Source organism: Candidatus Saccharimonas aalborgensis, assembly GCF_000392435.1.
GTDB lineage: Bacteria > Patescibacteriota > Saccharimonadia > Saccharimonadales > Saccharimonadaceae > Saccharimonas > Saccharimonas aalborgensis.
Genome location: NC_021219.1, coordinates 984,335 through 1,002,244, shown reverse-complemented (window position 1 = coordinate 1,002,244; position 17,910 = coordinate 984,335). Strand labels below are relative to the sequence as shown.

Here is a 17,910-nt window from a genome sequence, read left to right as displayed (position 1 = left end):
TGATATCACTGATGCGGAGTGAGGTAAATCTCCGCCATCATGCAACGAACGCTACCGCCCCCCAGCTTCTCGATAGTGGGAATGGCGCTTGAAATGAGCGGGTTATAAGATTCTAATTCCGAGAGCTGAGACTCCGTAAGCGACTGTCGTGCCTGTTCGGACATGACAAGAAAAGGATTACCTGCATGGTCCCATACCTGCAGCATATTCCCCGCAAATTGTTGAACTTGACCTTGGGTTATCTCAATCACTCTCTTGTCAGATGCTTCCAAGCGACTTCTGAGCCGTGTTACATCAGCATGTTCACGGAGAGCCTCCAAACAGACGACAGCATAACGATCAGCAATCGCCATTAAAACATTGGTGTGATAAATCGGTCGGTTTTCGGTATCTGTTGCATGAAATCCAACAACGGTATAGCCGAGTTGCTCAGAAACAAATGCGAGTAGCTCAGGATCAGTACGCTGCGAGTAGCCGGCATACGCAACTCTATGTACGTGATCAAACACGATACTTCCCGTTCCCTCGAGATACCGCTCAGTCTCTGCATGGTGACTCAAGTCGAGTACCGATTCAACCCTAAATTTCTCACGAAGGGTTGGCAAGACCTCTTTGTTTATCTCGTGGCGACGATTCTCGGCCTTCATAGGATAGATAATAACCTGACCATCGCTATGAGTACTGAACCAATTGTTGGGGAAGAGCGAGTCGGGAGTATGAGGGGTTGGCGTATCGTTGACGACTGTGATATCGACGTGATGATCGGTCAACACACCGACTAAGGTATCAAACTCATCCTGAGCACGGCCGCGGGCGTTTCGAACCGTCCCCGCAGGGGTCTGGTAGTGGTTATCGACCGCAGTCTGGCGGTTATAGCCAAAGCGATGAGGACGGACCATAAGGATTGATGACGGCTTCTCCATGTTGCCGTATAGTATCACATCAGTTGAGCACTGAAAATACCCGAAAATCTACAATGTGTCGATCAGTCGAACAAGTCGGTCTTCGGCAGCAGCACCTCCCGTCAAACGGCGACGGTGAGATGGTTTGGTGTTTTGGGTGGGTTCGGTACGAACCGAGTGAGACCTATTGGGTCGTTCGTGATGGCGTGCTGTCAGTGATTTTGGGGCAGATATCCCCGGTTGTGAAACAAACGTCAGGGCTTGTCCTGACTGCCCCGCGCGGCCTGTACGACCGATTCGGTGCACATAGTCCTCGTATTGCTTCGGAGCATCAAAATTAATCACATGTGAAACATTGGGAATATCGAGTCCGCGTGCAGCAACATCTGTTGCCACCAAGATACGGACGTTGCCTGACTTAAACGCACGTAATGCTCGATCACGCTGACCCTGGGATTTATTGCCGTGAATTGCTTCTGAAGTAAACCCTTCCTTGGATAGTCGATCTGAAAGTCGCTGTGCAAAGTGTTTGGTGTCGCAAAACACGATTACCTTATCGAAACCATCTTTACCCAGCAGTTCGAGTAGCAGCTCGATCTTGTGAGCCTTGTCTCGAGCATGAATAACATCTTGTTCGATATGATCATTGGTCTCGTTTTTGATAACAGAGACCGTGACGGGATCATGCATAAACTCTTCAACGATCGCCTTGACATCAGTTGTCATCGTCGCGCTAAAACAAAATGTCTGGCGCTTGCGTGGCAATTCTGACTCTATCTTGCGAATATCACGAACAAATCCCATATCACACATACGATCTGCTTCGTCGAGCACAAATGTGGTGCAGCTCGCAAGCCGTAAGATGTTTCGATCGATCAGATCATTGATACGACCCGGCGTGCCAACGATAAGGTGTGGCCCGCGCTGAACCTCCCTGATCTGTCGGCTCATATTAACCCCACCGACGACAAGTGCAGAGTAGAGCTTCTGACCTGCAGAAAAACGTCGGAACTCGTCGTTTATTTGCTGGGCCAGTTCACGCGTGGGAGCAAGGACAAGAGCGCCCTGTACTGTACGTGTGGTAGCGAGTGCATCGATAATCGGCAGCAAAAAGGCGGCAGTCTTACCGGTGCCGGTATTTGCAAGACCAATCACATCTTTGCCAGCAAGTCCAGGTTTGATGGTCCGATCTTGAATCGGCGATGGTGTCTCATACCCGATGTGGCCAAGCGTTGCAATCGTTTGAGGATTCAAGCCAAAGTCGCTAAACAAGTGAGTAGCGGCGTACGGCGTGTCATCGACAGGGGCGATAGCCTTATTGATAAAACGACTCGCGTGGATTTCCTGCGTTGATCGTTTTGTCGGAGTGCGTTTTTTCCCCGCAAAGCGAGGTGAATAGTGAGACGTTTGTCTCGAGTTACTTGTACGTGGGCGCATCAAAAACCTTTCTTGTGCGTTGCTATACGATGAACGACAAGAATTATTCTCTAGCAAGTATAAAACGAGTATTCATCCGGTAGGATTTGTTCTACTGCAATGATTGTAGCATAAAGGTTATGAAAACGCAATAGTAAATACGGTATAAACTAGTTACCTAGTGACTCAAACACATGCGAGGGGATGTGAATACCGATGCGCATCGTTTGTCGTAGCACCACGCCATGCCCATTTTGCGATGGGAGCTCGACTCTATTCGTACCATCTGCCTGGTAACACACAAATCCAAGTGATTTCACGTAGTTAGCTAAAAATGAATAAAGTTCTCGCAGCGTCTCATCCGATGACCATGCGTCGGAAGCCACATCATAGAGCGCGACCTCAACCTTATCCCCCAACATCTTTTCGATGAGTTCGTTAATGGCTGAAACGTGCGGTGCTGCCAATGTCTCCATAAACGATGGACGTGTTTCACCGTGTGGACTGGTATCAATAGAAGAAGTCATGTTTCTCACCCCCTATGTTTTCTGATAATATCCTCACTATAAATTGCGCTCTTATAGTCGTCAAGCGCTCGCTTTTCAACTCAAGATACCTATGGTATAATCTTGCTAGATACTAATCGCACCAGAGAACTCGCCCAGACGCTGTCGACACCGAATCGAGGAGAGGTTACTGGAGCATCGCCATTGAGAGGAGATTTTGATCATGGCAGACACAAAACCAGCAGAGGGACTACGCATCCGCATTCGTCTCAAAGCATATGATCACAAGGTGATCGATCAATCAGCAAAGCAAATCATCGATACCGCAATCCGTTCGGGAGCGCAAATTGCAGGACCAGTACCGCTTCCAACGCGCCGAAGCACTTACACTGTCGTCAAGAGTCCACATGTTTACAAAATGGGCGGCGAAGCGTTCGAGATGCGCGTCCACAAACGCTTGATCGACATAACTAACGCAACACCCAAGACGATCGATAGCTTGCAAAATCTCTCGCTCCCTGCTGGAGTTGATGCCGAAATCCGCATGTAACTAGGTTTACGTTTTTTTCTAAAAACCCTTCTCAATTACAGAGAAGGGTTTTTGGTTAATGATTGTAAAAAACTATTTTTTGACTTTTAAAGGGACATAAGTAGCATCAGCGGCCGCATTTGTCTGATCAATCTGATCATAGATCTGCTGGACTTTCTCGTTAATGCTAATCACCCATAAGCCCAGACCGAGTACCATAGCACAGAGTATAAACCAGTAAAGTGTCTGGTGTGTCATGCGGAAAGTAAAGAATGGGTCCGACGGATGTGAACGTTTAAATGTTCGTACCGTGGGTTGCTGGGCAACCGATACCTTGCGTACAACGGTCTTTTTGACTGAAACGGGTCGCTTTTTTGGGGTGGTTTTCTTCTTTGGGGTGGCCATGATTGAGTTTATCCTGCTTATGCTATTCTGAGCTACATTATCTACGACTGTACCAAAAAACGCAAGTAGCGCTTATGCTATACTGTCGATATGGTTTCCGAGAGAAACAAACAACGCACGTATGCCCGAAATCGCCTATTTTCTCGGCGAGGGTACGAAAAGCAACACGAAACCGATGGTCAATACCTGTTAAAATTGGTGCTCTATGTGCTATTAGCGACAGTCTGGATAAAGTTTCGCACTCCTATCGTCCTGTGGTCAACAATACCGTTAGGGGCAATACCAGTCGGCATGGTATTTGGGATGTTGATTGTCAGGCGATTTGAAGCCTACCAGTTTGATAGAAAACTATGGTATGCCATACTCATCATTGTCGGCATCCTCTGTTACTTTGTCCCCGCCGGAATTGCTCTATGAGACGGCGTGCCCGTCGAGCGCGGTTCCCCTGGGCGCTGGTGATAATCGTCTCTATCATCAGCGGAACAGCATTATTTTTTGTAGTCAGTTGGCTTCGACCCGTCACCGAAGCCATCAATGAGCAGTATTTTTGGGTTGATGCACGCTACGAAGGAGTCAAGTCAAAAGTTACCTCTGTTTCGTCTCGGCATATAACGATGATGGTCGAATATCCTGAAATGGACAACAAAATGATAACCGCTAGTGTGCGTAGCTACCTCGACGAACGAAAAACGCAGTTCTTAAGAGATGTAGAAGGTGCGCGTATGATCGTGCCTCGCCCCATGTCAAAACTGAATGCTACCTACCAGCTCACAAACAAGGGTACCGACACTATCTCGATCTTGATACAGAGCAGAAGTGAGGTAGGGGGATCAAGCCCCCGAACTGATGTCAGGGCGTGGACATTTGATCTAAAAACCGGCAAAGAAATCACGCTCCGAGACCTCTATGGACAAAAAAGCACAGATGGTATCGCACGGACAAAGCTCTACCTCAAACAAAAACTGATGGCTCGTCTCGAGGTAACAAACGAATATGATGACCGCCTCGTCAATAAGGTTTTTGATAGTCCTTCATTTGGGTCATTTGTCATCACAAATCCGCATACGATTCAATTCTCATTTGGCCAAGGCGTGATTGCCAGCGAAGCGGCAGGCGCTATCGATGTATCGCTGCCAATTGATAACTTGCAACTGTTTTTGCAGACCGATCAAGCCAGAAAACTTCTTGATATCGTCTCAATCGATCAAATACCCGAGTATCAGCCACTCAAAAACGGTGACGTAGACTGCTCAAAACTCAAATGTATTGCTTTGACGTTTGACGACGGGCCGAGCAACTATACAAACCAAGTGCTCGACGCATTGCAGCGTTATCATGCACATGCAAGTTTCTTTGTCATCGGTCAAAATATCGATAAGCACCGCGACGTACTGAAACGAGCGTCTGATACTGGAAACACGATCGGGAACCATAGCTGGGGTCATCCGTCACTTTCGTATCTGACACCCGCTCGTATCAATGACGAGCTCACCCGGACAAATAACGCAATCAAGCAAGTTACCGGCAAAGATACACCCTATATGCGTCCACCAAATGGTGCTATCAACCATACGGTCTACACTGTGCTAGTCGAGCGTAAGATGACGGCAATCATGTGGTCGGTAGATACACGCGATTGGGCTGATCGCAACACAGATATCGTGTACAACCGAGTGATAGCGGGGGCAAAACCGGGTGCGATTATCATTTTGCACGACATTCACCAGACGAGTGTCGCGGCTGTTCCACGCATCCTCGAGACACTCACAAAACAGGGCTATGTGTTTGTCAGTATTGAGCAGTTGTTTGGGCCAAATGGTTCTCCGGGTAAGTCTATCTATAGTGCAAATTAAAAACAACCCCGATGCGCATCAGGGTTGGAACGACGACAGACGGGGAGCTTTAGAGGAGAGCTCACCCATCTGTCGTCGTGTGTCGCCTAGTCCTGATGGACGAGGTGGTACAGGTGGCCGACACGCTCGTAGATGTCCAGGTGACTAGACCCGAGTGCGTCGGCGGCGTCGGCCGCCGCACTGATGATGGGGCGGTACTCGCGGTCGACCCACAGGTCGCGATCGCCGAAGTCCACGACCGAGTGGTCGTAGTCTTGACCGACGACGTAGCGAGCGCAGGCGGTCACGATGGCGACGATGGCCTTATCGATCTCGTAGCCGCTGCCTCGCAACGATGCGAGGGCGTCGTGCCGAACCTTTTTCCACGTCGGTACACGGTTTCTGCTCACAGATCCTCCTAGGACACGGGACGGCCCTGTTGCCGTCATATTTCCATACTATATCATATAATCTCCTAAAAATCGAAAAGCCCGCCTCCTACGGGCTTCTCGACGGAATGATTCCGGAGAATGCGGGTAGGAGCGGGCTAGTGTGTAGCGCCTACTCCTTGGGACGATGGCCGACGGCCTGATTCGCCATCTCGACCCGAACTGGGTTCGAGAAGCGCGCGAACCGCGCCAGGAGGACAAGCCGCACCATGTACTGGTAGTCGGTCGTGAACCGACGCATCCAGACATAGACGACGTCACCGATCAGCCGGCGCTGCCGCTTGGTGAGTTTGGCCCCCAATGGCATGATGGCCTCGGGGTTGAACGGCAGGTCGAGCGATGTCGTGTCGACGCCGATGACGTACTTCGCGACTTCCGTCACAAAGTGCTGGTCGCCCCTCTCCATGTCGAGGGGCCTGTAGATGCGATCGGTCACTCCTCGCACGACTTGGTAGACGCGCTCAAGCCGAGCTGCCTGCTTGTCACTGATCGGGTCACCGAGACCCATCGTGGGCTTGACCATGAGTTTTCCTCACTATCTGCTTATGAGCACTCGGGACTGTTTGCGATGACAGCCAGTCCGCCATTGCCGTTGTAGGCAAAGGCGTGGTAGATGAGTGTTGACCCATCACACACCTTGGACACTCCGACCTGCCGATCTTCTCGAACGACAACCCATCCAGTTCTCGGGTTCATGTTCGGTTGAGTATCAGCGGCCGCGGTGCTTGAAGCGCCGCAGGCCGTGAGCACCACAAGGCCGAGAACCATACCAGTCACACGTGATTTCAAGATAGTAACACCTCTTTCTGCTAAGGAACACCTGGTATTTCCAGGCTGTATGTTACCATCCCATATATATAATATAAATACAGATTTTGTCAAATCAACGCTAAACTATGCTTCATCTGTTAAAACCCTTGACACAGTAGAGCGCATTTGATAGACTAAGCATTGTAACTTATTACGTAATACAAACTTGTTCCTGTGTGAATCAGTAGGTCCTGTAGAGGGAAACCACTGGCCACCGGGGATTTTAAATGGGAGCAAAGAGGGCTATGAAAGCACTTCTCGGTACCAAAATTGGTATGACCCAAATCATCGGTGAGGACGGCGCGGCTATTCCAGTCACGTTGATTCAGGCCGGCCCAGTGACTGTGACTCAGGTCAAGTCCGTCGAAAGCGACGGCTACAACGCAGTTCAAGTGGCATATGGTGAGGGTAAGAACCTGAGCAAGGCCGTGGCTGGACATGTCAAATCAGCCAAAGTGTCCCCGAAGGAAATTCGGGAGTTTCGCATCGACGATCTCGGTGAGATCAAGGTCGGTGATAGTTGGGATGTCACGGAGTTTACGCTCGGTGATTCAGTTGACGCAACTGGTATCAGTAAGGGTAAAGGCTGGGCTGGAACCATCAAACGTCACAATTTCAAACGACACCGCAAAACTCACGGTGGTAAGGGTAACACCCGCAAAGTCGGTTCGATTGGCTCGATGTACCCACAAAAAATCTTTAAAGGCAAGCGCATGGCCGGCCATATGGGTGCCGAGCAGGTGACAGTACGCAACCTCACCGTTGCCTATGTCTCTGCCGCAGACAACCTCATTGGTGTCAAAGGTGCTGTGCCAGGCCCCAAAAAGGGCTTAATTGTCATTAACGGAGGTGCTAAGTAATGGCTACTGCAGAAACAAAGCCAGCAAAAGCTACCTTGCCTAAGAGCGTCTTTGCAGTTGACGTGCCAAATCACGAGCTTCTAAAACTCGCGTATACGGCCTTTCTCGCAAATAGCCGCAAGGCAAGTGCGACCACTAAGACTCGCGGTGAAGTGAGTGGTGGTGGCAAAAAACCATGGAAACAAAAAGGTACGGGTCGTGCTCGCTTCGGAAGCACGCGTAACCCGATCTGGCGCCATGGTGGTATCGTCTTTGGCCCAAGTGGCAACGAAAATTACAAGCTGAAGCTGTCAAAAACCAGCAAGCTTGTTGCACTTCGCCAAGCACTGACATTGGCCAACCAAAACAAGAAAATTACTGTAACTGATATCAAGACAACTGGCAAAACCGCCGAGATCGCCGCATTTCTGACAGCGCAGAAGTTTCATGAGGATGCAAAAGTCTTGCTTGTCGTCGATGACAAGACTCCAGAATTGCTCCGTGCAACCAACAATATGCAGCAGGTGCTCCTCGTCCGCGCAAATTACCTGAGCGTCTACTACATTCTCAATGCTGATCAAATTGTTATGACGCCAGCCGCTCTCAAGGTCGTTGAGTCATGGCTCGCAGGAGGAGATAACTAATGAAACTCACTCTTGTAACACCACGAGCAACCGAAAAAGCCTATCGGCTCATTACAGTACAAAACACCTATATCTTTGATGTACCGCTCGATGCAAACAAGCAGGAAATCAAGGATGCCGTCGAAGCACAGTTCGACAAGACAAAAGTAGCGAGCGTTACGACACTGGTTCAAAGTGGCAAATCTATCCGTTTCAACCGTGGCAAACGCCGCTATCCTGGCACGACGACTCGTCAAGACACCAAAAAAGCCTATGTGACTCTCAGCGAAGGCAAGATCAAGGTTTTTGATACAGACGAAAAGAAAGAGGAGAAGAAATAATGGATATGTATAAAACTCCTCCATACACGAAAATTGACCGCAAACAGGTTAGCGTAGAGCTATCGCCAGATGATGCTGCGCGACTCGCCCGCCTGGGCAACCGAGCACACACTGCAGCTGGAGTTGATGAGGCAGCAACCACTGCCGACTCAGGTGGGCTTGACCTCACTTGCGTGCCTGATACGGCCCACGTTCGTCGCACAGATAATACTCGTCTACCACTTGGACCTGGAGGTATTTACTAATGGCTATCCAAAGCTACAACCCAACTACTCCTGCACGTCGCGGTATGACAAGTCAGGATATGAGTGATATTACGACTCGCAAGCCGCTCAAAAGTCTTGTAAAGAGCACCAAGCAGCGAGCAGGCCGTAACAATACCGGACGTATCACTGTTCGCCATCGCGGTGGTGGTGTACGTCGTCACTATCGCTTGCTCAATCATCGTCTTGCAAATGGTTTGACACTGACTGTCGAGGAAATTGAATACGACCCAAACCGTAGTGCGCGTATCGCTCGCGTCAAAGATCAGCACGGATTGTATCACTACATCCTTGCAGATACACAGATGTCCAAAGGTAAGGTACTCAATACCGGTGCAGAAGCACCCATCGAGACAAGCAACCGTATGCCTCTCGGACAAATTCCTGTCGGTTCACAGATCTACGCAATCGAGCTTACTGTCGGCAAAGGTGCTCAGCTCGTTCGAGCTGCCGGCACTAAAGCTCAGCTGATGGCTAAAGAAGGTGACTACGCAATGGTACGTATGCCAAGCGGTGAAGTCCGCAAATTCCGCCTCGAATGTGAAGCAACCATCGGCATCGTCGGTAATGTTCAGCACCAAAACATCAAGATCGGGAGCGCCGGCCGCAAGCGCCGCAAAGGCATTCGTCCAACTGTTCGCGGTGTCGTCCAAAATGCCGTAGATCACCCTCACGGTGGTGGTGACGGTGGCCGCCACGGTACCGGTAAAGCACCTCGTACTCCATGGGGTCAGCTCACACTCGGTTACCGCACCCGCACTCGTAAATCAACCGACAAGATGATTGTCCGCAGTCGTCACGAAGCTAAGAGGAAGAGGTAAACTATGAGTCGATCACTCAAAAAAGGCCCATTCGTCGATACGAAGCTTGCCAAAAAGGTGGCGGCTCTGAGTCTCGACGATCGCACAGTTATAAAGACCTGGGCGCGCGCATGCACGATCACACCAGAAATGGTCGGTCGTACTATCGCGGTACACAATGGTCGCGTGCACGTTCCGGTGCTTATCACGGAAAACATGGTAGGACACAAACTCGGTGAGTTTAGCCCTACTCGCAAGTTCCGCAAGCACGGGGGCAAGGAGAAGAAATAATGGCTGAGACACAAGTATATACTGTACGTGCGCACATTAAGGGCATAGACCAGACGCCACGAAAGATGGGCTTGGTCGCCGCTCTTGTTCGCGGACGCTCTGTCGCCGATGCGTTGGTCATCCTTGACCACACACCAAAGCGTGCAGCGCTGGCGGTTCGCAAGGCCATCGCGAGTGCGGCAGCAAATGCCACAAACAACCACGGGCTTGACAACAAGAGCCTTGTCATTAGCATTTTAAGCGTTACCGCCGGTCCTCGTATGCGACGGTTCAAGCCTGCATCACGCGGACGCGCCTTGCCATTCCAAAAGCGCAGTAGCCACATCCTCGTCGAGGTAAGTGGTACCGAAAAAGTTCGTAAGAAACCAGCCGAGAAGAAAACTGAGGCTACTACAAAGGGGGAAAAATAATGATTACCTCTCAAGCCAAGCACGTTATCCAATTTGGCTTACCTAAGGGTGCAGAATATAAACCAGGTAAGGTATCGATGCCCTGGGATTGGTATCCCGCACAAGAGTTGCGTGAAGCATCTCCGGTTCCAGTACATTCACCTGAGAGCGTTGCACAAGCAGCTGCAATTCTCGCTCAACTAGAAGAACAGGAGGTTTAAATAGTATGGGCCAAAAAGTAAACCCAATTAGCTTCCGCCTCCAAGTCCACAAAAACTGGAGTTCACGATGGTTTAGTTCAAACAAGCGTGATTTTGCCAAGTGGCTGGTGGAGGATGCAAGGGTCCGCGAACTCATCGAAGCTAAGTTTGCGAGTCGACCAACGATCAATTTAATTGAGGTAGAGCGAAGTGCAAACCTCATCACGGTGACAATTCACACTGCGAAAGCGGGCGTCGTCATCGGCCGAGGTGGTGCTGGTGTCACTGAGCTCAAAAAAGATATCGAAAAAATCACGAGTTTGCCAGTTCGCATCAATATTGAGGAAGTCAAACGCCCCGAGCTCGCTGCAAAGCTGGTTGCAGAAAACATCGCTCGTCAGCTTGAGCGCCGCGCCAACTTCCGCCGTGCGGTCAAAATGGCTGCCCAAAACGCCATGAACGCTGGTGCAAAAGGCATCCGTATAGAGGTCGCTGGTCGACTCAATGGTGCCGAGATGAGCCGTCGCGAAAAAGTGATCGAGGGTTCCGTCCCGCTTCATACGCTTCGCGCTGACATTGATTTCCATACTGCACGTGCACTTGGCCCTAATGGTACCGGTATTATCGGTGTCAAAGTATGGGTCTACAAGGGTGAAAGGAGTGACGTCTAATGCTTCTGCCAAAGAAAGTTCCGCATCGCAAAGTTCGCATCGGCAAAAACGATGGCGTCGCGACGCGTGGCCACTATGTTGCCTTCGGCGACTACGGCCTCCAAAGCCTCGACAATGAGCGCATTACGAGCCGCCAGATCGAGTCTGCTCGTCAGGCGATGACACGTTACATCAAGCGTGGTGGTAAGATCTGGATTCGCATCTTCCCGCACACACCAGTAACGCGTAAGCCACTGGGCCTCAAAATGGGTGGTGGTAAGGGCAACCCCGAATTTTACGTCGCAAAGGTCAAGACCGGAACCGTGCTATTTGAAATGAAAGGTGTTACTGAAGAGATTGCTCGCGAAGCGATGCGTCTCGCTGGACACAAATTGCCCGTCAAGACACGGTTTGTAAAGAGAGAGGAGGCATAATATGGCTGAACCTAAAAAGACAACCAAAACGTCTACCCCTAAGTCAGAGAAGCCAGCCGCCAGTGTGACAGAGCAGCTTGCCGCTAAGCGCCAAGACCTCTTTGAGAGCCGCCGTTCACACCGTGCCGGAGAGCTCGTCAACCCACGCATCCTCCGTACGACACGTAAAGAAATCGCCCGTCTCATGACTGCCAAACGTGCAGCCGAGCTGGCAGGAAAGGAAGGTAACTAAATGGCCAAATCATTGACCGGTGTGGTGACCTCAAGCCTTGCCGACAAGACGATTGTCGTCACCGTGACAAGTCGAGAGACGCACCCGATTTATGGCAAGCAGTATACGGTAAACCGTACCTATGCTGCTCATGATCCCAAAAACGACGCCAACAAAGGCGACAAGGTGACAATTGTCGAATGTCGACCAGTGAGCAAGACAAAGTCATTTGTGCTCGAAAAGATTGTTGAGCGCAGCAAGGGCTCGATCGAACTCAAATCTGAGGTCAACGAAGCCGTCGAGGACAAGATTGACCTCGACCATGACAAGAAAGACGAGGAGGGCGCATAGCATGATCCAACAAGAAACTCGTCTCAAGGTCACCGACAACAGTGGTGCAAAGGAAATCCTTTGTATCAAGGTGCTTGGTGGCTCTAGGCGTCGCTATGCGAGAGTTGGTGATATCATTACCGCAAGCGTAAAAGATGCCAACCCCACCGGAAACGTCAAGAAAAAGTCAGTTGTCAAGGCAGTTATCGTTCGCACACGCGATCAAATTCGCCGCCGCGACGGTAGCACAATCTGCTTTGATGATAACGCCGCAGTAATTATCAACGATGACAAGACCCCCAAGGCAACGCGTGTCTTTGGTCCCGTACCCCGCGAGCTGCGCGATCTGGGCTACGCAAAGATCATCAGCCTTGCGCCGGAGGTACTCTAGTATGGCTCAGCGTATTCGTACTGGTGATATCGTCAAGATCATAAGCGGATCACAAAAAGGTACCACAGGCAAAGTGCTCGCACTCTCTGCTCAAGGTGCACTTGTTGAGGGAGTTGGCCTCGGACATCGACATGTCAAACCAAGTCAGCTCAACCCGCGTGGTGGCAAAAAAGACATTCATGTTGCCGTTAGCCTACACAAGCTTGCCCTTGTCGTCGATGAAAAGACGAGCAAGACAAGCCGCGTCGGCTACGTACATAAAGTTGATGGTGGCAAAGCGCGCGTCGCTCGCCAACTCAAAAATAAGGAGATTAAGTAATGGCAGAATCCAAGAAACAAGCCGTCTACACTCCTCGCTTGAAAGCCTTGTACCGTGACACCTATGTCAAGGAACTGCAAGCCGAACTGAAGCTCGATAACGTACATGAAGTACCAGTTCTCGAGAAAATCGTCGTCAGCGTAGGAACAGGTAAGACAAAAGACGACAAGCGTATGCTTGAAACCGTCAAGAATACACTGACTCGCGTCACAGGCCAAGCGCCCGTCGAACGTCTCGCAAAGAAATCAATTGCGACGTTCAAGATCCGTGCTGGTATGGGTGCGCCTGTTGGCATCAACGTCACCCTTCGTGGTACACAAATGTACGAGTTCCTCGATCGTTTTGTCAATGTCGCATTGCCACGTGTCCGCGACTTTCACGGCGTCGGCCTCAAGTTTGATCGCGGCGGTAACTACAATCTCGGTATCACCGACCAGAGCATTTTCCCCGAACTAAGTTTCGAGGAAACACAACTCGTCCACGGCATGCAAATCACGTTTGCCATCAAGCAAGGCAACAAACTAGCAAGCCGCGCGTTACTCGAGAAATTTGGACTACCGTTTGAGAAAGAAGGAGGCCGCTAAATGGCTAAGAAATCTATGATCGCAAAAGATGCAAAGCGTCAGCGAATGATTCAGAAATACGCCGCCAAGCGTGCAGAGCTCAAGGAGTTGGGAGATGTCGATGGCCTCCAGAAGTTACCTCGAAACTCGAGCCCTACTCGTTGGAAAAACCGCGATGTTTTGAGCGGACGACCCCGAGGATTTATGCGCCGCTTTGGCCTGAGCCGTATCAATTTCCGTGAAAAAGCAGTCAAGGGAGAAATCCCTGGTATCACTAAGAGTAGTTGGTAAAGAAAGGAGATCAATTCATGAGTTTACAAACAACCGACCCCATCGCTGACCTCCTGACTCGCATCAGGAACGCTGCCGCTGTTGGCAAGCGTGAAATCCGTGTCCCTACCAGCAAAATCAAGCACGTCGTTGCCGAGCAACTTGTCAAAAACGGCTATCTTGTTGATGTCAAGCTCGAGGATGGCAAACCACGTGGTACACTTGTCGTGACGATCAACAACGAAGGCGAAAACAGCACTATCAATGAAATCGCCCGTGTCAGCAAGCCTGGACGTCGTGTCTATGCCAGTGCAAGCGAGATTCCGAAGGTCAAGAGTGGCCGTGGCATCGTGCTTGTCTCAACCTCAAGGGGTGTGATGACCGGCAGCGAGGCCGTACGCAACAAACTAGGCGGAGAGGTCCTCCTAAAGGTTTACTAGTATGGTCAAGGCACGAGCAGAATTAACACCCGAGCAACGAGACTATCTCGATACTGCGGCAACTGAGTTTTACAAGAAAATTGCTGGATCTTCCTTGCTGGGCATAACGCTAGAGCATCGAGAGCAGGTATTGCACATGTTTAATACTTATGTTCCGGTTAACGACGATGAAGAACTTGAATAAGTAAAGAAAGGTAAAGATATGAGTCGAATTGGAAAACTACCAATCACTGTTCCCTCGGGTGTGACAATCACAGTCGATTCAGATGTCATCAAGGTCACTGGCGCCAAGGGCGAGTTGACTGTCCCGCATCTGTCCGATGTTACTGTCACTCACGAGGACGGTAAATTAACTGTCGCCCGCAAAGATGACGAGCGCATCGCTAAGGCCCAGCATGGGTTGCAGCGTGCACTCCTCAACAATGCTGTCGAGGGCGTCACCAAAGGCTTCGAGAAACAACTCGAGGTCAAGGGTGTCGGCTACCGCGTGAGTACCAGCAACAACGAGCTCGATATGAGCCTCGGGTTTAGTCACCCGGTCAAGTACAAAGCACCCGCTGGTATTCAGATCATCAATGATAAGATGACGATCAAAGTCGCTGGGATTGACAAGCAACTTGTCGGTCAGGTAGCCGCTGAGATCCGAGCCATCAAGAAGCCCGAACCATATAAGGGCAAGGGAATCGCATACGTTGGTGAACATATCCTCCGCAAAGCAGGAAAGGCAGGTAAAAAATAATGTCTGATCTAGCTATAACCCAAGGGAAAAGAGCAGCCGGAGCATCAGGATTTACTCCTGTGCGCCGCGCGATGAGAAAAACCGTAGATTTGTCTCATACACAGACTGGAAAGGCAGGGAAGAAGTAATGACTAATTTAGCAAAAAAACTGCTTAACCGAAGCCTCCGTAAGAGTCGTGTTCGCGCAAAAGTACACGGTACTGCCGAGAGACCACGACTAAGTGTTGTTATCAGCAATATGCACGTTAGCGCACAGTTAATTGATGACGACAAGCAACATACACTTGCGAGCGCAACCTCAGTAGGCAGCAAACTGACTGGTAGGATGACTGAAAAGTGCGCCAGTATCGGTACCGAAATTGCAAAGAAGGCTAAGAAAGTAAAAATAACCACTGTTGTGTTTGACCGCAATGGTCGCCAGTATGCTGGCCGACTGGGAGCACTTGCAGATGCAGCACGTAAAGAAGGATTGGAGTTTTAGTGATGGCAGATACAACTGCACAAACTACGCCACGGGGTTCACGCCCAGCTCGTGGTGGTCGCCGCGATGACCGGCGCAACCAGACGCCAGAGGCGCCAAAAGAGTTCGAAGAAGTCGTTATCAATATTGACCGTGTGGCACGTGTTGTCAGCGGCGGCCGACGGTTTCGTTTTAAGGCGCTTGTCGTCGTAGGAAACCGAAAAAATAAGATCGGCGTTGGTGTTTCTAAAGGCAGCGATGTGCAAACAGCAATCGCCAAGGCAACCGATGTCGCCAAGAAGCATCTCGTCACGATTCCGGTTGTCAACGAGACCATTCCGCATGAAACTGAGGTAAAGCTCTCAGGAGCACGCGTCCTCATCAAGCCGGCCGCACCTGGTACTGGTATCATTGCTGGCGGCGTGGTTCGTTCGGTTATCAGCGTTACCGGTATCCGGAACATGCTTTCAAAGAGTCTCGGGAGCACAAACAAGGTAAACATTGCCTACGCTACTGTTGAGGCACTCTCGAGCCTTGTTCCCCGCGAGAAATGGTTGACCACTACTGAAAAGACAACTAGAAAGGCCGCACTTGCAGAGAAAAAGACTGCTCAATCTGATGATAAGCCTGCTGTCAAAAAAGCTCCCGCCAAAAAAGTTGCGCCAAAAAAGGAGACTAAGTAATGAAATACAATGATCTCCAGATGAGTACGCACAAGGATCGCAAGCGCGTCGGCCGCGGAATTGCTGCCGGTGGTGGCAAGACAGCAGGTCGCGGAACAAAAGGTCAGAATGCTCGTACTGGCAAGAAGCTGCGTCCGATGTTTCAGGGTGGCCAAAACGGCATCGCTACTGCGGTGCCAAAATCACGAGGATTCAAAAGTTTGCGAACACCAGCTCAGGTTGTCTACCTTGATCGGCTTGAAGGACTCAAGGGTATCGTCGATAACTATGCTCTGTACGAAGCAAATCTTATCGCGACACCGTTCCATACCGTCAAGGTAATCGCTCGTGGTGAACTGGGGAGCAAGATCACTCTCAAGACTCAGGGCGCATCAAGGAACGTTGTGGCTGCTATAGAAAAGGCAGGTGGTAGTTTCGATAAAGTCGCAACACCCATCCAAAAATCAGCCAAAGAAGCTGAAGCTACAGATAAAAAATAGCGACAACTCGCTTGGTTTTGCCAAAAGTATGCGCAGTATTGGCGCATACTTTTGTTATAGATGGTGTGACAAAGCATGCTATAGTTTGTTAGTAGCTAAACTGGAGGACAGATGATGCCACGCGTACCCGAAATAGCGATCGATTGGAATGAACATCGGCGCAACTACGAGCAAGCTGGTCGTGAGCGACTAGCACGTGCCATTCGCGAGGGGTACGGAAATCTCCGCAGGCAGTTCATTGGCGCACAGGTGGGGCGCCTAGAGCATCTGGCCAGAGATGCAGGTTGGACGGTGAGCGACGAGACTATCGGCGCAATAGAGGGCTTTTTGCCAGAGAAACTTATAGACTTCCTCGATGGGAAAGTTGTTGTCTCCGAGACAGGGTGGCGTCAGATTGCTTCAGGAACAATGGACTTAGATTTATTTCTTGCGGGAGCACTCAAAGAGATCGCTGGTGAGCTACCCCTACCCATTGTGCGCAAAGATCGAGATGCACAAGCAGATACAGTGCTCGTGTTTCGTCGCGCTTCCGAACAAGCTGCGTAGAAACGATATAAATAAAACCCCTTTATGGGGTATTGCGACAAGCAAGCATGTGTAGCGATGGTAACGGAGACCCCCCTGAGGGGCGGCGCAAAAACTGCTACGCCGCCCCTCGTCATCGATCGGATCGACATCAGATCAGATACCCCTTTCGGTCGATGGCGAATGAGTTCACCGCGGCGTTGCTGTCGACCTCGATGTACAGGAGGTGCCCAGCGATGTTGACATCCGGGATGACGAGAACGAGGTCTCCCTCGAATGCCTCTTCGATGGCCGCAGCCAGATGGACCGGCGTGATCAGCCCCTCGAGGAAGAGGTTTCGTGCCATCCGTGGGCTGACGATGATTCCATCCAACTTGGAACCGTACCTCGACGCAAGCGTCTGGTTCACCAGCTCGACGAGTGCCCGACGAGCCGACGATTCCCCGGCAGGAGGAACAATGGGGTACGGAACCACCTGCTCACCCTCACGTCCGGCGAAGGGTTCGTTGTCGTCGCCGACGAACATGCCCATATGTCCGTCAAAGTTGACCACACCTCCTTCGTAGCCGAATGTCTTACCGAACAGATTCTTGACCTTCTTGGGCAAGAGGCAACTCCTTCCATAGTGACCCGTCTTGATAGGGTCTTTTTCTCACCAGCTCGAGTGAGCTAGGAGTTCGTAGGAGCACCGTAGGCTACATGCTTGCTTGTCAATGATCAAGCATGCCCACGAATGCTATCAATAACCATATTATACAACAGATCGTCATGTCGTACAAGTATCCGGCACAATCCGCTAGCACCGCAGCAACATGTCCTGT

Annotated in this window: 34 protein-coding genes; 26 read left to right on the top strand and 8 right to left on the bottom strand. The window is 50.6% G+C overall.

Going from position 1 to position 17,910, the window contains the following annotated elements:
* Nucleotides 1-5: 5 nt before the first annotated feature.
* The 3 genes from ctlX to L336_RS05300 all read right to left on the bottom strand — a co-directional run bounded on the left by ctlX (nucleotide 6) and on the right by L336_RS05300 (nucleotide 2,845).
* The gene (gene ctlX / locus L336_RS05310; protein ID WP_015642182.1) at nucleotides 6-923 is read right to left on the bottom strand and encodes a citrulline utilization hydrolase CtlX; all 918 of its coding nucleotides are present in this window, start codon (nucleotides 921-923) and stop codon (nucleotides 6-8) included.
* Nucleotides 924-971: 48 nt separating this feature from the next.
* A complete protein-coding gene (locus L336_RS05305; RefSeq protein ID WP_015642181.1) occupies nucleotides 972-2,339 on the bottom strand; it encodes a DEAD/DEAH box helicase in 1,368 nt (455 codons plus the stop codon).
* Nucleotides 2,340-2,488: 149 nt separating this feature from the next.
* The gene (locus tag L336_RS05300; protein WP_015642180.1) at nucleotides 2,489-2,845 is read right to left on the bottom strand and encodes a hypothetical protein; all 357 of its coding nucleotides are present in this window, start codon (nucleotides 2,843-2,845) and stop codon (nucleotides 2,489-2,491) included.
* A gap of 202 nt (nucleotides 2,846-3,047) precedes the next feature.
* Between L336_RS05300 and rpsJ the strand changes: the two genes are divergently transcribed.
* Nucleotides 3,048-3,374 (top strand): 30S ribosomal protein S10, encoded by a 327-nt coding sequence (gene rpsJ / locus L336_RS05295; RefSeq protein WP_015642179.1) that lies wholly within the window; start codon nucleotides 3,048-3,050, stop codon nucleotides 3,372-3,374.
* Nucleotides 3,375-3,446: 72 nt separating this feature from the next.
* Here rpsJ and L336_RS05290 read toward each other — a convergent pair whose 3' ends face one another.
* A complete protein-coding gene (locus L336_RS05290) occupies nucleotides 3,447-3,758 on the bottom strand; it encodes a hypothetical protein (RefSeq protein WP_015642178.1) in 312 nt (103 codons plus the stop codon).
* A gap of 90 nt (nucleotides 3,759-3,848) precedes the next feature.
* Here L336_RS05290 and L336_RS05285 point away from each other — a divergent pair, with 90 nt between their 5' ends.
* A complete protein-coding gene (locus tag L336_RS05285) occupies nucleotides 3,849-4,175 on the top strand; it encodes a hypothetical protein (protein WP_015642177.1) in 327 nt (108 codons plus the stop codon).
* Nucleotides 4,172-5,611, top strand: a complete 1,440-nt coding sequence (locus L336_RS05795) for a polysaccharide deacetylase family protein (RefSeq protein ID WP_015642176.1) — start codon at nucleotides 4,172-4,174, stop codon at nucleotides 5,609-5,611. Before L336_RS05285 ends, L336_RS05795 begins: the two co-directional genes overlap by 4 nt.
* Before the next feature lie 86 nt (nucleotides 5,612-5,697).
* On the opposite strand, the gene L336_RS05275 is transcribed toward L336_RS05795, so the two are convergent.
* From L336_RS05275 to L336_RS05265, 3 genes are all read right to left on the bottom strand, one after another.
* Entirely contained in the window at nucleotides 5,698-6,000 is a 303-nt protein-coding gene (locus L336_RS05275) for a hypothetical protein (RefSeq protein ID WP_237738781.1), read from the bottom strand.
* Nucleotides 6,001-6,151: 151 nt separating this feature from the next.
* Entirely contained in the window at nucleotides 6,152-6,562 is a 411-nt protein-coding gene (locus L336_RS05270; protein ID WP_015642174.1) for a hypothetical protein, read from the bottom strand.
* A gap of 20 nt (nucleotides 6,563-6,582) precedes the next feature.
* The gene (locus L336_RS05265; RefSeq protein WP_128817345.1) at nucleotides 6,583-6,828 is read right to left on the bottom strand and encodes a hypothetical protein; all 246 of its coding nucleotides are present in this window, start codon (nucleotides 6,826-6,828) and stop codon (nucleotides 6,583-6,585) included.
* Between the two features lie 248 nt (nucleotides 6,829-7,076).
* Here L336_RS05265 and rplC point away from each other — a divergent pair, with 248 nt between their 5' ends.
* From rplC to L336_RS05150, 23 genes are all read left to right on the top strand, one after another.
* Nucleotides 7,077-7,709, top strand: coding sequence for a 50S ribosomal protein L3 (gene rplC / locus L336_RS05260; protein WP_237738780.1), 633 nt, complete (start codon nucleotides 7,077-7,079; stop codon nucleotides 7,707-7,709).
* Nucleotides 7,709-8,332: a 50S ribosomal protein L4 gene (rplD, locus tag L336_RS05255; RefSeq protein WP_015642172.1), complete on the top strand. Its 624-nt coding sequence runs from the start codon at nucleotides 7,709-7,711 to the stop codon at nucleotides 8,330-8,332. Before rplC ends, rplD begins: the two co-directional genes overlap by 1 nt.
* Nucleotides 8,332-8,652 carry a 50S ribosomal protein L23 gene (locus L336_RS05250; protein ID WP_015642171.1) on the top strand — a complete coding sequence of 107 codons (321 nt, stop codon included), beginning with the start codon at nucleotides 8,332-8,334 and terminating at the stop codon, nucleotides 8,650-8,652. Before rplD ends, L336_RS05250 begins: the two co-directional genes overlap by 1 nt.
* A 5-nt stretch (nucleotides 8,653-8,657) precedes the next feature.
* Nucleotides 8,658-8,897, top strand: a complete 240-nt coding sequence (locus L336_RS05245; RefSeq protein WP_128817343.1) for a hypothetical protein — start codon at nucleotides 8,658-8,660, stop codon at nucleotides 8,895-8,897.
* Nucleotides 8,897-9,736, top strand: a complete 840-nt coding sequence (gene rplB, locus L336_RS05240; RefSeq protein ID WP_015642169.1) for a 50S ribosomal protein L2 — start codon at nucleotides 8,897-8,899, stop codon at nucleotides 9,734-9,736. The genes L336_RS05245 and rplB overlap by 1 nt, the downstream gene beginning before the upstream one ends.
* A 3-nt stretch (nucleotides 9,737-9,739) precedes the next feature.
* The gene (rpsS, locus tag L336_RS05235) at nucleotides 9,740-10,006 is read left to right on the top strand and encodes a 30S ribosomal protein S19 (protein ID WP_015642168.1); all 267 of its coding nucleotides are present in this window, start codon (nucleotides 9,740-9,742) and stop codon (nucleotides 10,004-10,006) included.
* On the top strand, nucleotides 10,006-10,416 hold the full coding sequence (gene rplV, locus L336_RS05230; RefSeq protein WP_015642167.1) for a 50S ribosomal protein L22: 411 nt from the start codon (nucleotides 10,006-10,008) through the stop codon (nucleotides 10,414-10,416). The genes rpsS and rplV overlap by 1 nt, the downstream gene beginning before the upstream one ends.
* A complete protein-coding gene (locus L336_RS05225) occupies nucleotides 10,416-10,616 on the top strand; it encodes a hypothetical protein (RefSeq protein WP_015642166.1) in 201 nt (66 codons plus the stop codon). Before rplV ends, L336_RS05225 begins: the two co-directional genes overlap by 1 nt.
* Before the next feature lie 5 nt (nucleotides 10,617-10,621).
* Nucleotides 10,622-11,266: a 30S ribosomal protein S3 gene (rpsC, locus tag L336_RS05220; protein ID WP_015642165.1), complete on the top strand. Its 645-nt coding sequence runs from the start codon at nucleotides 10,622-10,624 to the stop codon at nucleotides 11,264-11,266.
* Nucleotides 11,266-11,679: a 50S ribosomal protein L16 gene (rplP, locus tag L336_RS05215; protein ID WP_015642164.1), complete on the top strand. Its 414-nt coding sequence runs from the start codon at nucleotides 11,266-11,268 to the stop codon at nucleotides 11,677-11,679. The genes rpsC and rplP overlap by 1 nt, the downstream gene beginning before the upstream one ends.
* Before the next feature lies 1 nt (nucleotide 11,680).
* Complete coding sequence (rpmC, locus tag L336_RS05210) at nucleotides 11,681-11,911, top strand: 50S ribosomal protein L29 (protein ID WP_015642163.1); 231 nt, start codon at nucleotides 11,681-11,683, stop codon at nucleotides 11,909-11,911.
* Nucleotides 11,912-12,241, top strand: a complete 330-nt coding sequence (rpsQ, locus tag L336_RS05205) for a 30S ribosomal protein S17 (protein WP_015642162.1) — start codon at nucleotides 11,912-11,914, stop codon at nucleotides 12,239-12,241. It abuts the gene before it with no gap.
* A gap of 1 nt (nucleotide 12,242) precedes the next feature.
* Complete coding sequence (gene rplN, locus L336_RS05200) at nucleotides 12,243-12,611, top strand: 50S ribosomal protein L14 (protein ID WP_015642161.1); 369 nt, start codon at nucleotides 12,243-12,245, stop codon at nucleotides 12,609-12,611.
* Between the two features lies 1 nt (nucleotide 12,612).
* Nucleotides 12,613-12,930, top strand: a complete 318-nt coding sequence (rplX, locus tag L336_RS05195) for a 50S ribosomal protein L24 (RefSeq protein WP_015642160.1) — start codon at nucleotides 12,613-12,615, stop codon at nucleotides 12,928-12,930.
* Nucleotides 12,930-13,514: a 50S ribosomal protein L5 gene (gene rplE / locus L336_RS05190; RefSeq protein WP_015642159.1), complete on the top strand. Its 585-nt coding sequence runs from the start codon at nucleotides 12,930-12,932 to the stop codon at nucleotides 13,512-13,514. Before rplX ends, rplE begins: the two co-directional genes overlap by 1 nt.
* Nucleotides 13,515-13,784, top strand: coding sequence for a 30S ribosomal protein S14 (gene rpsN / locus L336_RS05185; protein ID WP_015642158.1), 270 nt, complete (start codon nucleotides 13,515-13,517; stop codon nucleotides 13,782-13,784).
* Nucleotides 13,785-13,801: 17 nt separating this feature from the next.
* Entirely contained in the window at nucleotides 13,802-14,203 is a 402-nt protein-coding gene (gene rpsH, locus L336_RS05180; RefSeq protein WP_015642157.1) for a 30S ribosomal protein S8, read from the top strand.
* A gap of 1 nt (nucleotide 14,204) precedes the next feature.
* Nucleotides 14,205-14,387 carry a hypothetical protein gene (locus tag L336_RS05175; protein WP_015642156.1) on the top strand — a complete coding sequence of 61 codons (183 nt, stop codon included), beginning with the start codon at nucleotides 14,205-14,207 and terminating at the stop codon, nucleotides 14,385-14,387.
* Between the two features lie 18 nt (nucleotides 14,388-14,405).
* Nucleotides 14,406-14,942: a 50S ribosomal protein L6 gene (rplF, locus tag L336_RS05170; protein WP_015642155.1), complete on the top strand. Its 537-nt coding sequence runs from the start codon at nucleotides 14,406-14,408 to the stop codon at nucleotides 14,940-14,942.
* Between the two features lie 127 nt (nucleotides 14,943-15,069).
* Nucleotides 15,070-15,423, top strand: coding sequence for a 50S ribosomal protein L18 (gene rplR, locus L336_RS05165; protein WP_015642154.1), 354 nt, complete (start codon nucleotides 15,070-15,072; stop codon nucleotides 15,421-15,423).
* A 2-nt stretch (nucleotides 15,424-15,425) separates the two neighbouring features.
* Entirely contained in the window at nucleotides 15,426-16,085 is a 660-nt protein-coding gene (rpsE, locus tag L336_RS05160) for a 30S ribosomal protein S5 (protein ID WP_015642153.1), read from the top strand.
* Nucleotides 16,085-16,564 carry a 50S ribosomal protein L15 gene (gene rplO, locus L336_RS05155; protein ID WP_015642152.1) on the top strand — a complete coding sequence of 160 codons (480 nt, stop codon included), beginning with the start codon at nucleotides 16,085-16,087 and terminating at the stop codon, nucleotides 16,562-16,564. The genes rpsE and rplO overlap by 1 nt, the downstream gene beginning before the upstream one ends.
* A gap of 111 nt (nucleotides 16,565-16,675) precedes the next feature.
* Nucleotides 16,676-17,110 (top strand): hypothetical protein, encoded by a 435-nt coding sequence (locus L336_RS05150; RefSeq protein WP_015642151.1) that lies wholly within the window; start codon nucleotides 16,676-16,678, stop codon nucleotides 17,108-17,110.
* A 130-nt stretch (nucleotides 17,111-17,240) separates the two neighbouring features.
* Here L336_RS05150 and L336_RS05145 read toward each other — a convergent pair whose 3' ends face one another.
* Entirely contained in the window at nucleotides 17,241-17,696 is a 456-nt protein-coding gene (locus L336_RS05145) for a hypothetical protein (RefSeq protein WP_015642150.1), read from the bottom strand.
* Between the last annotated feature and the right edge of the window lie 214 nt (nucleotides 17,697-17,910).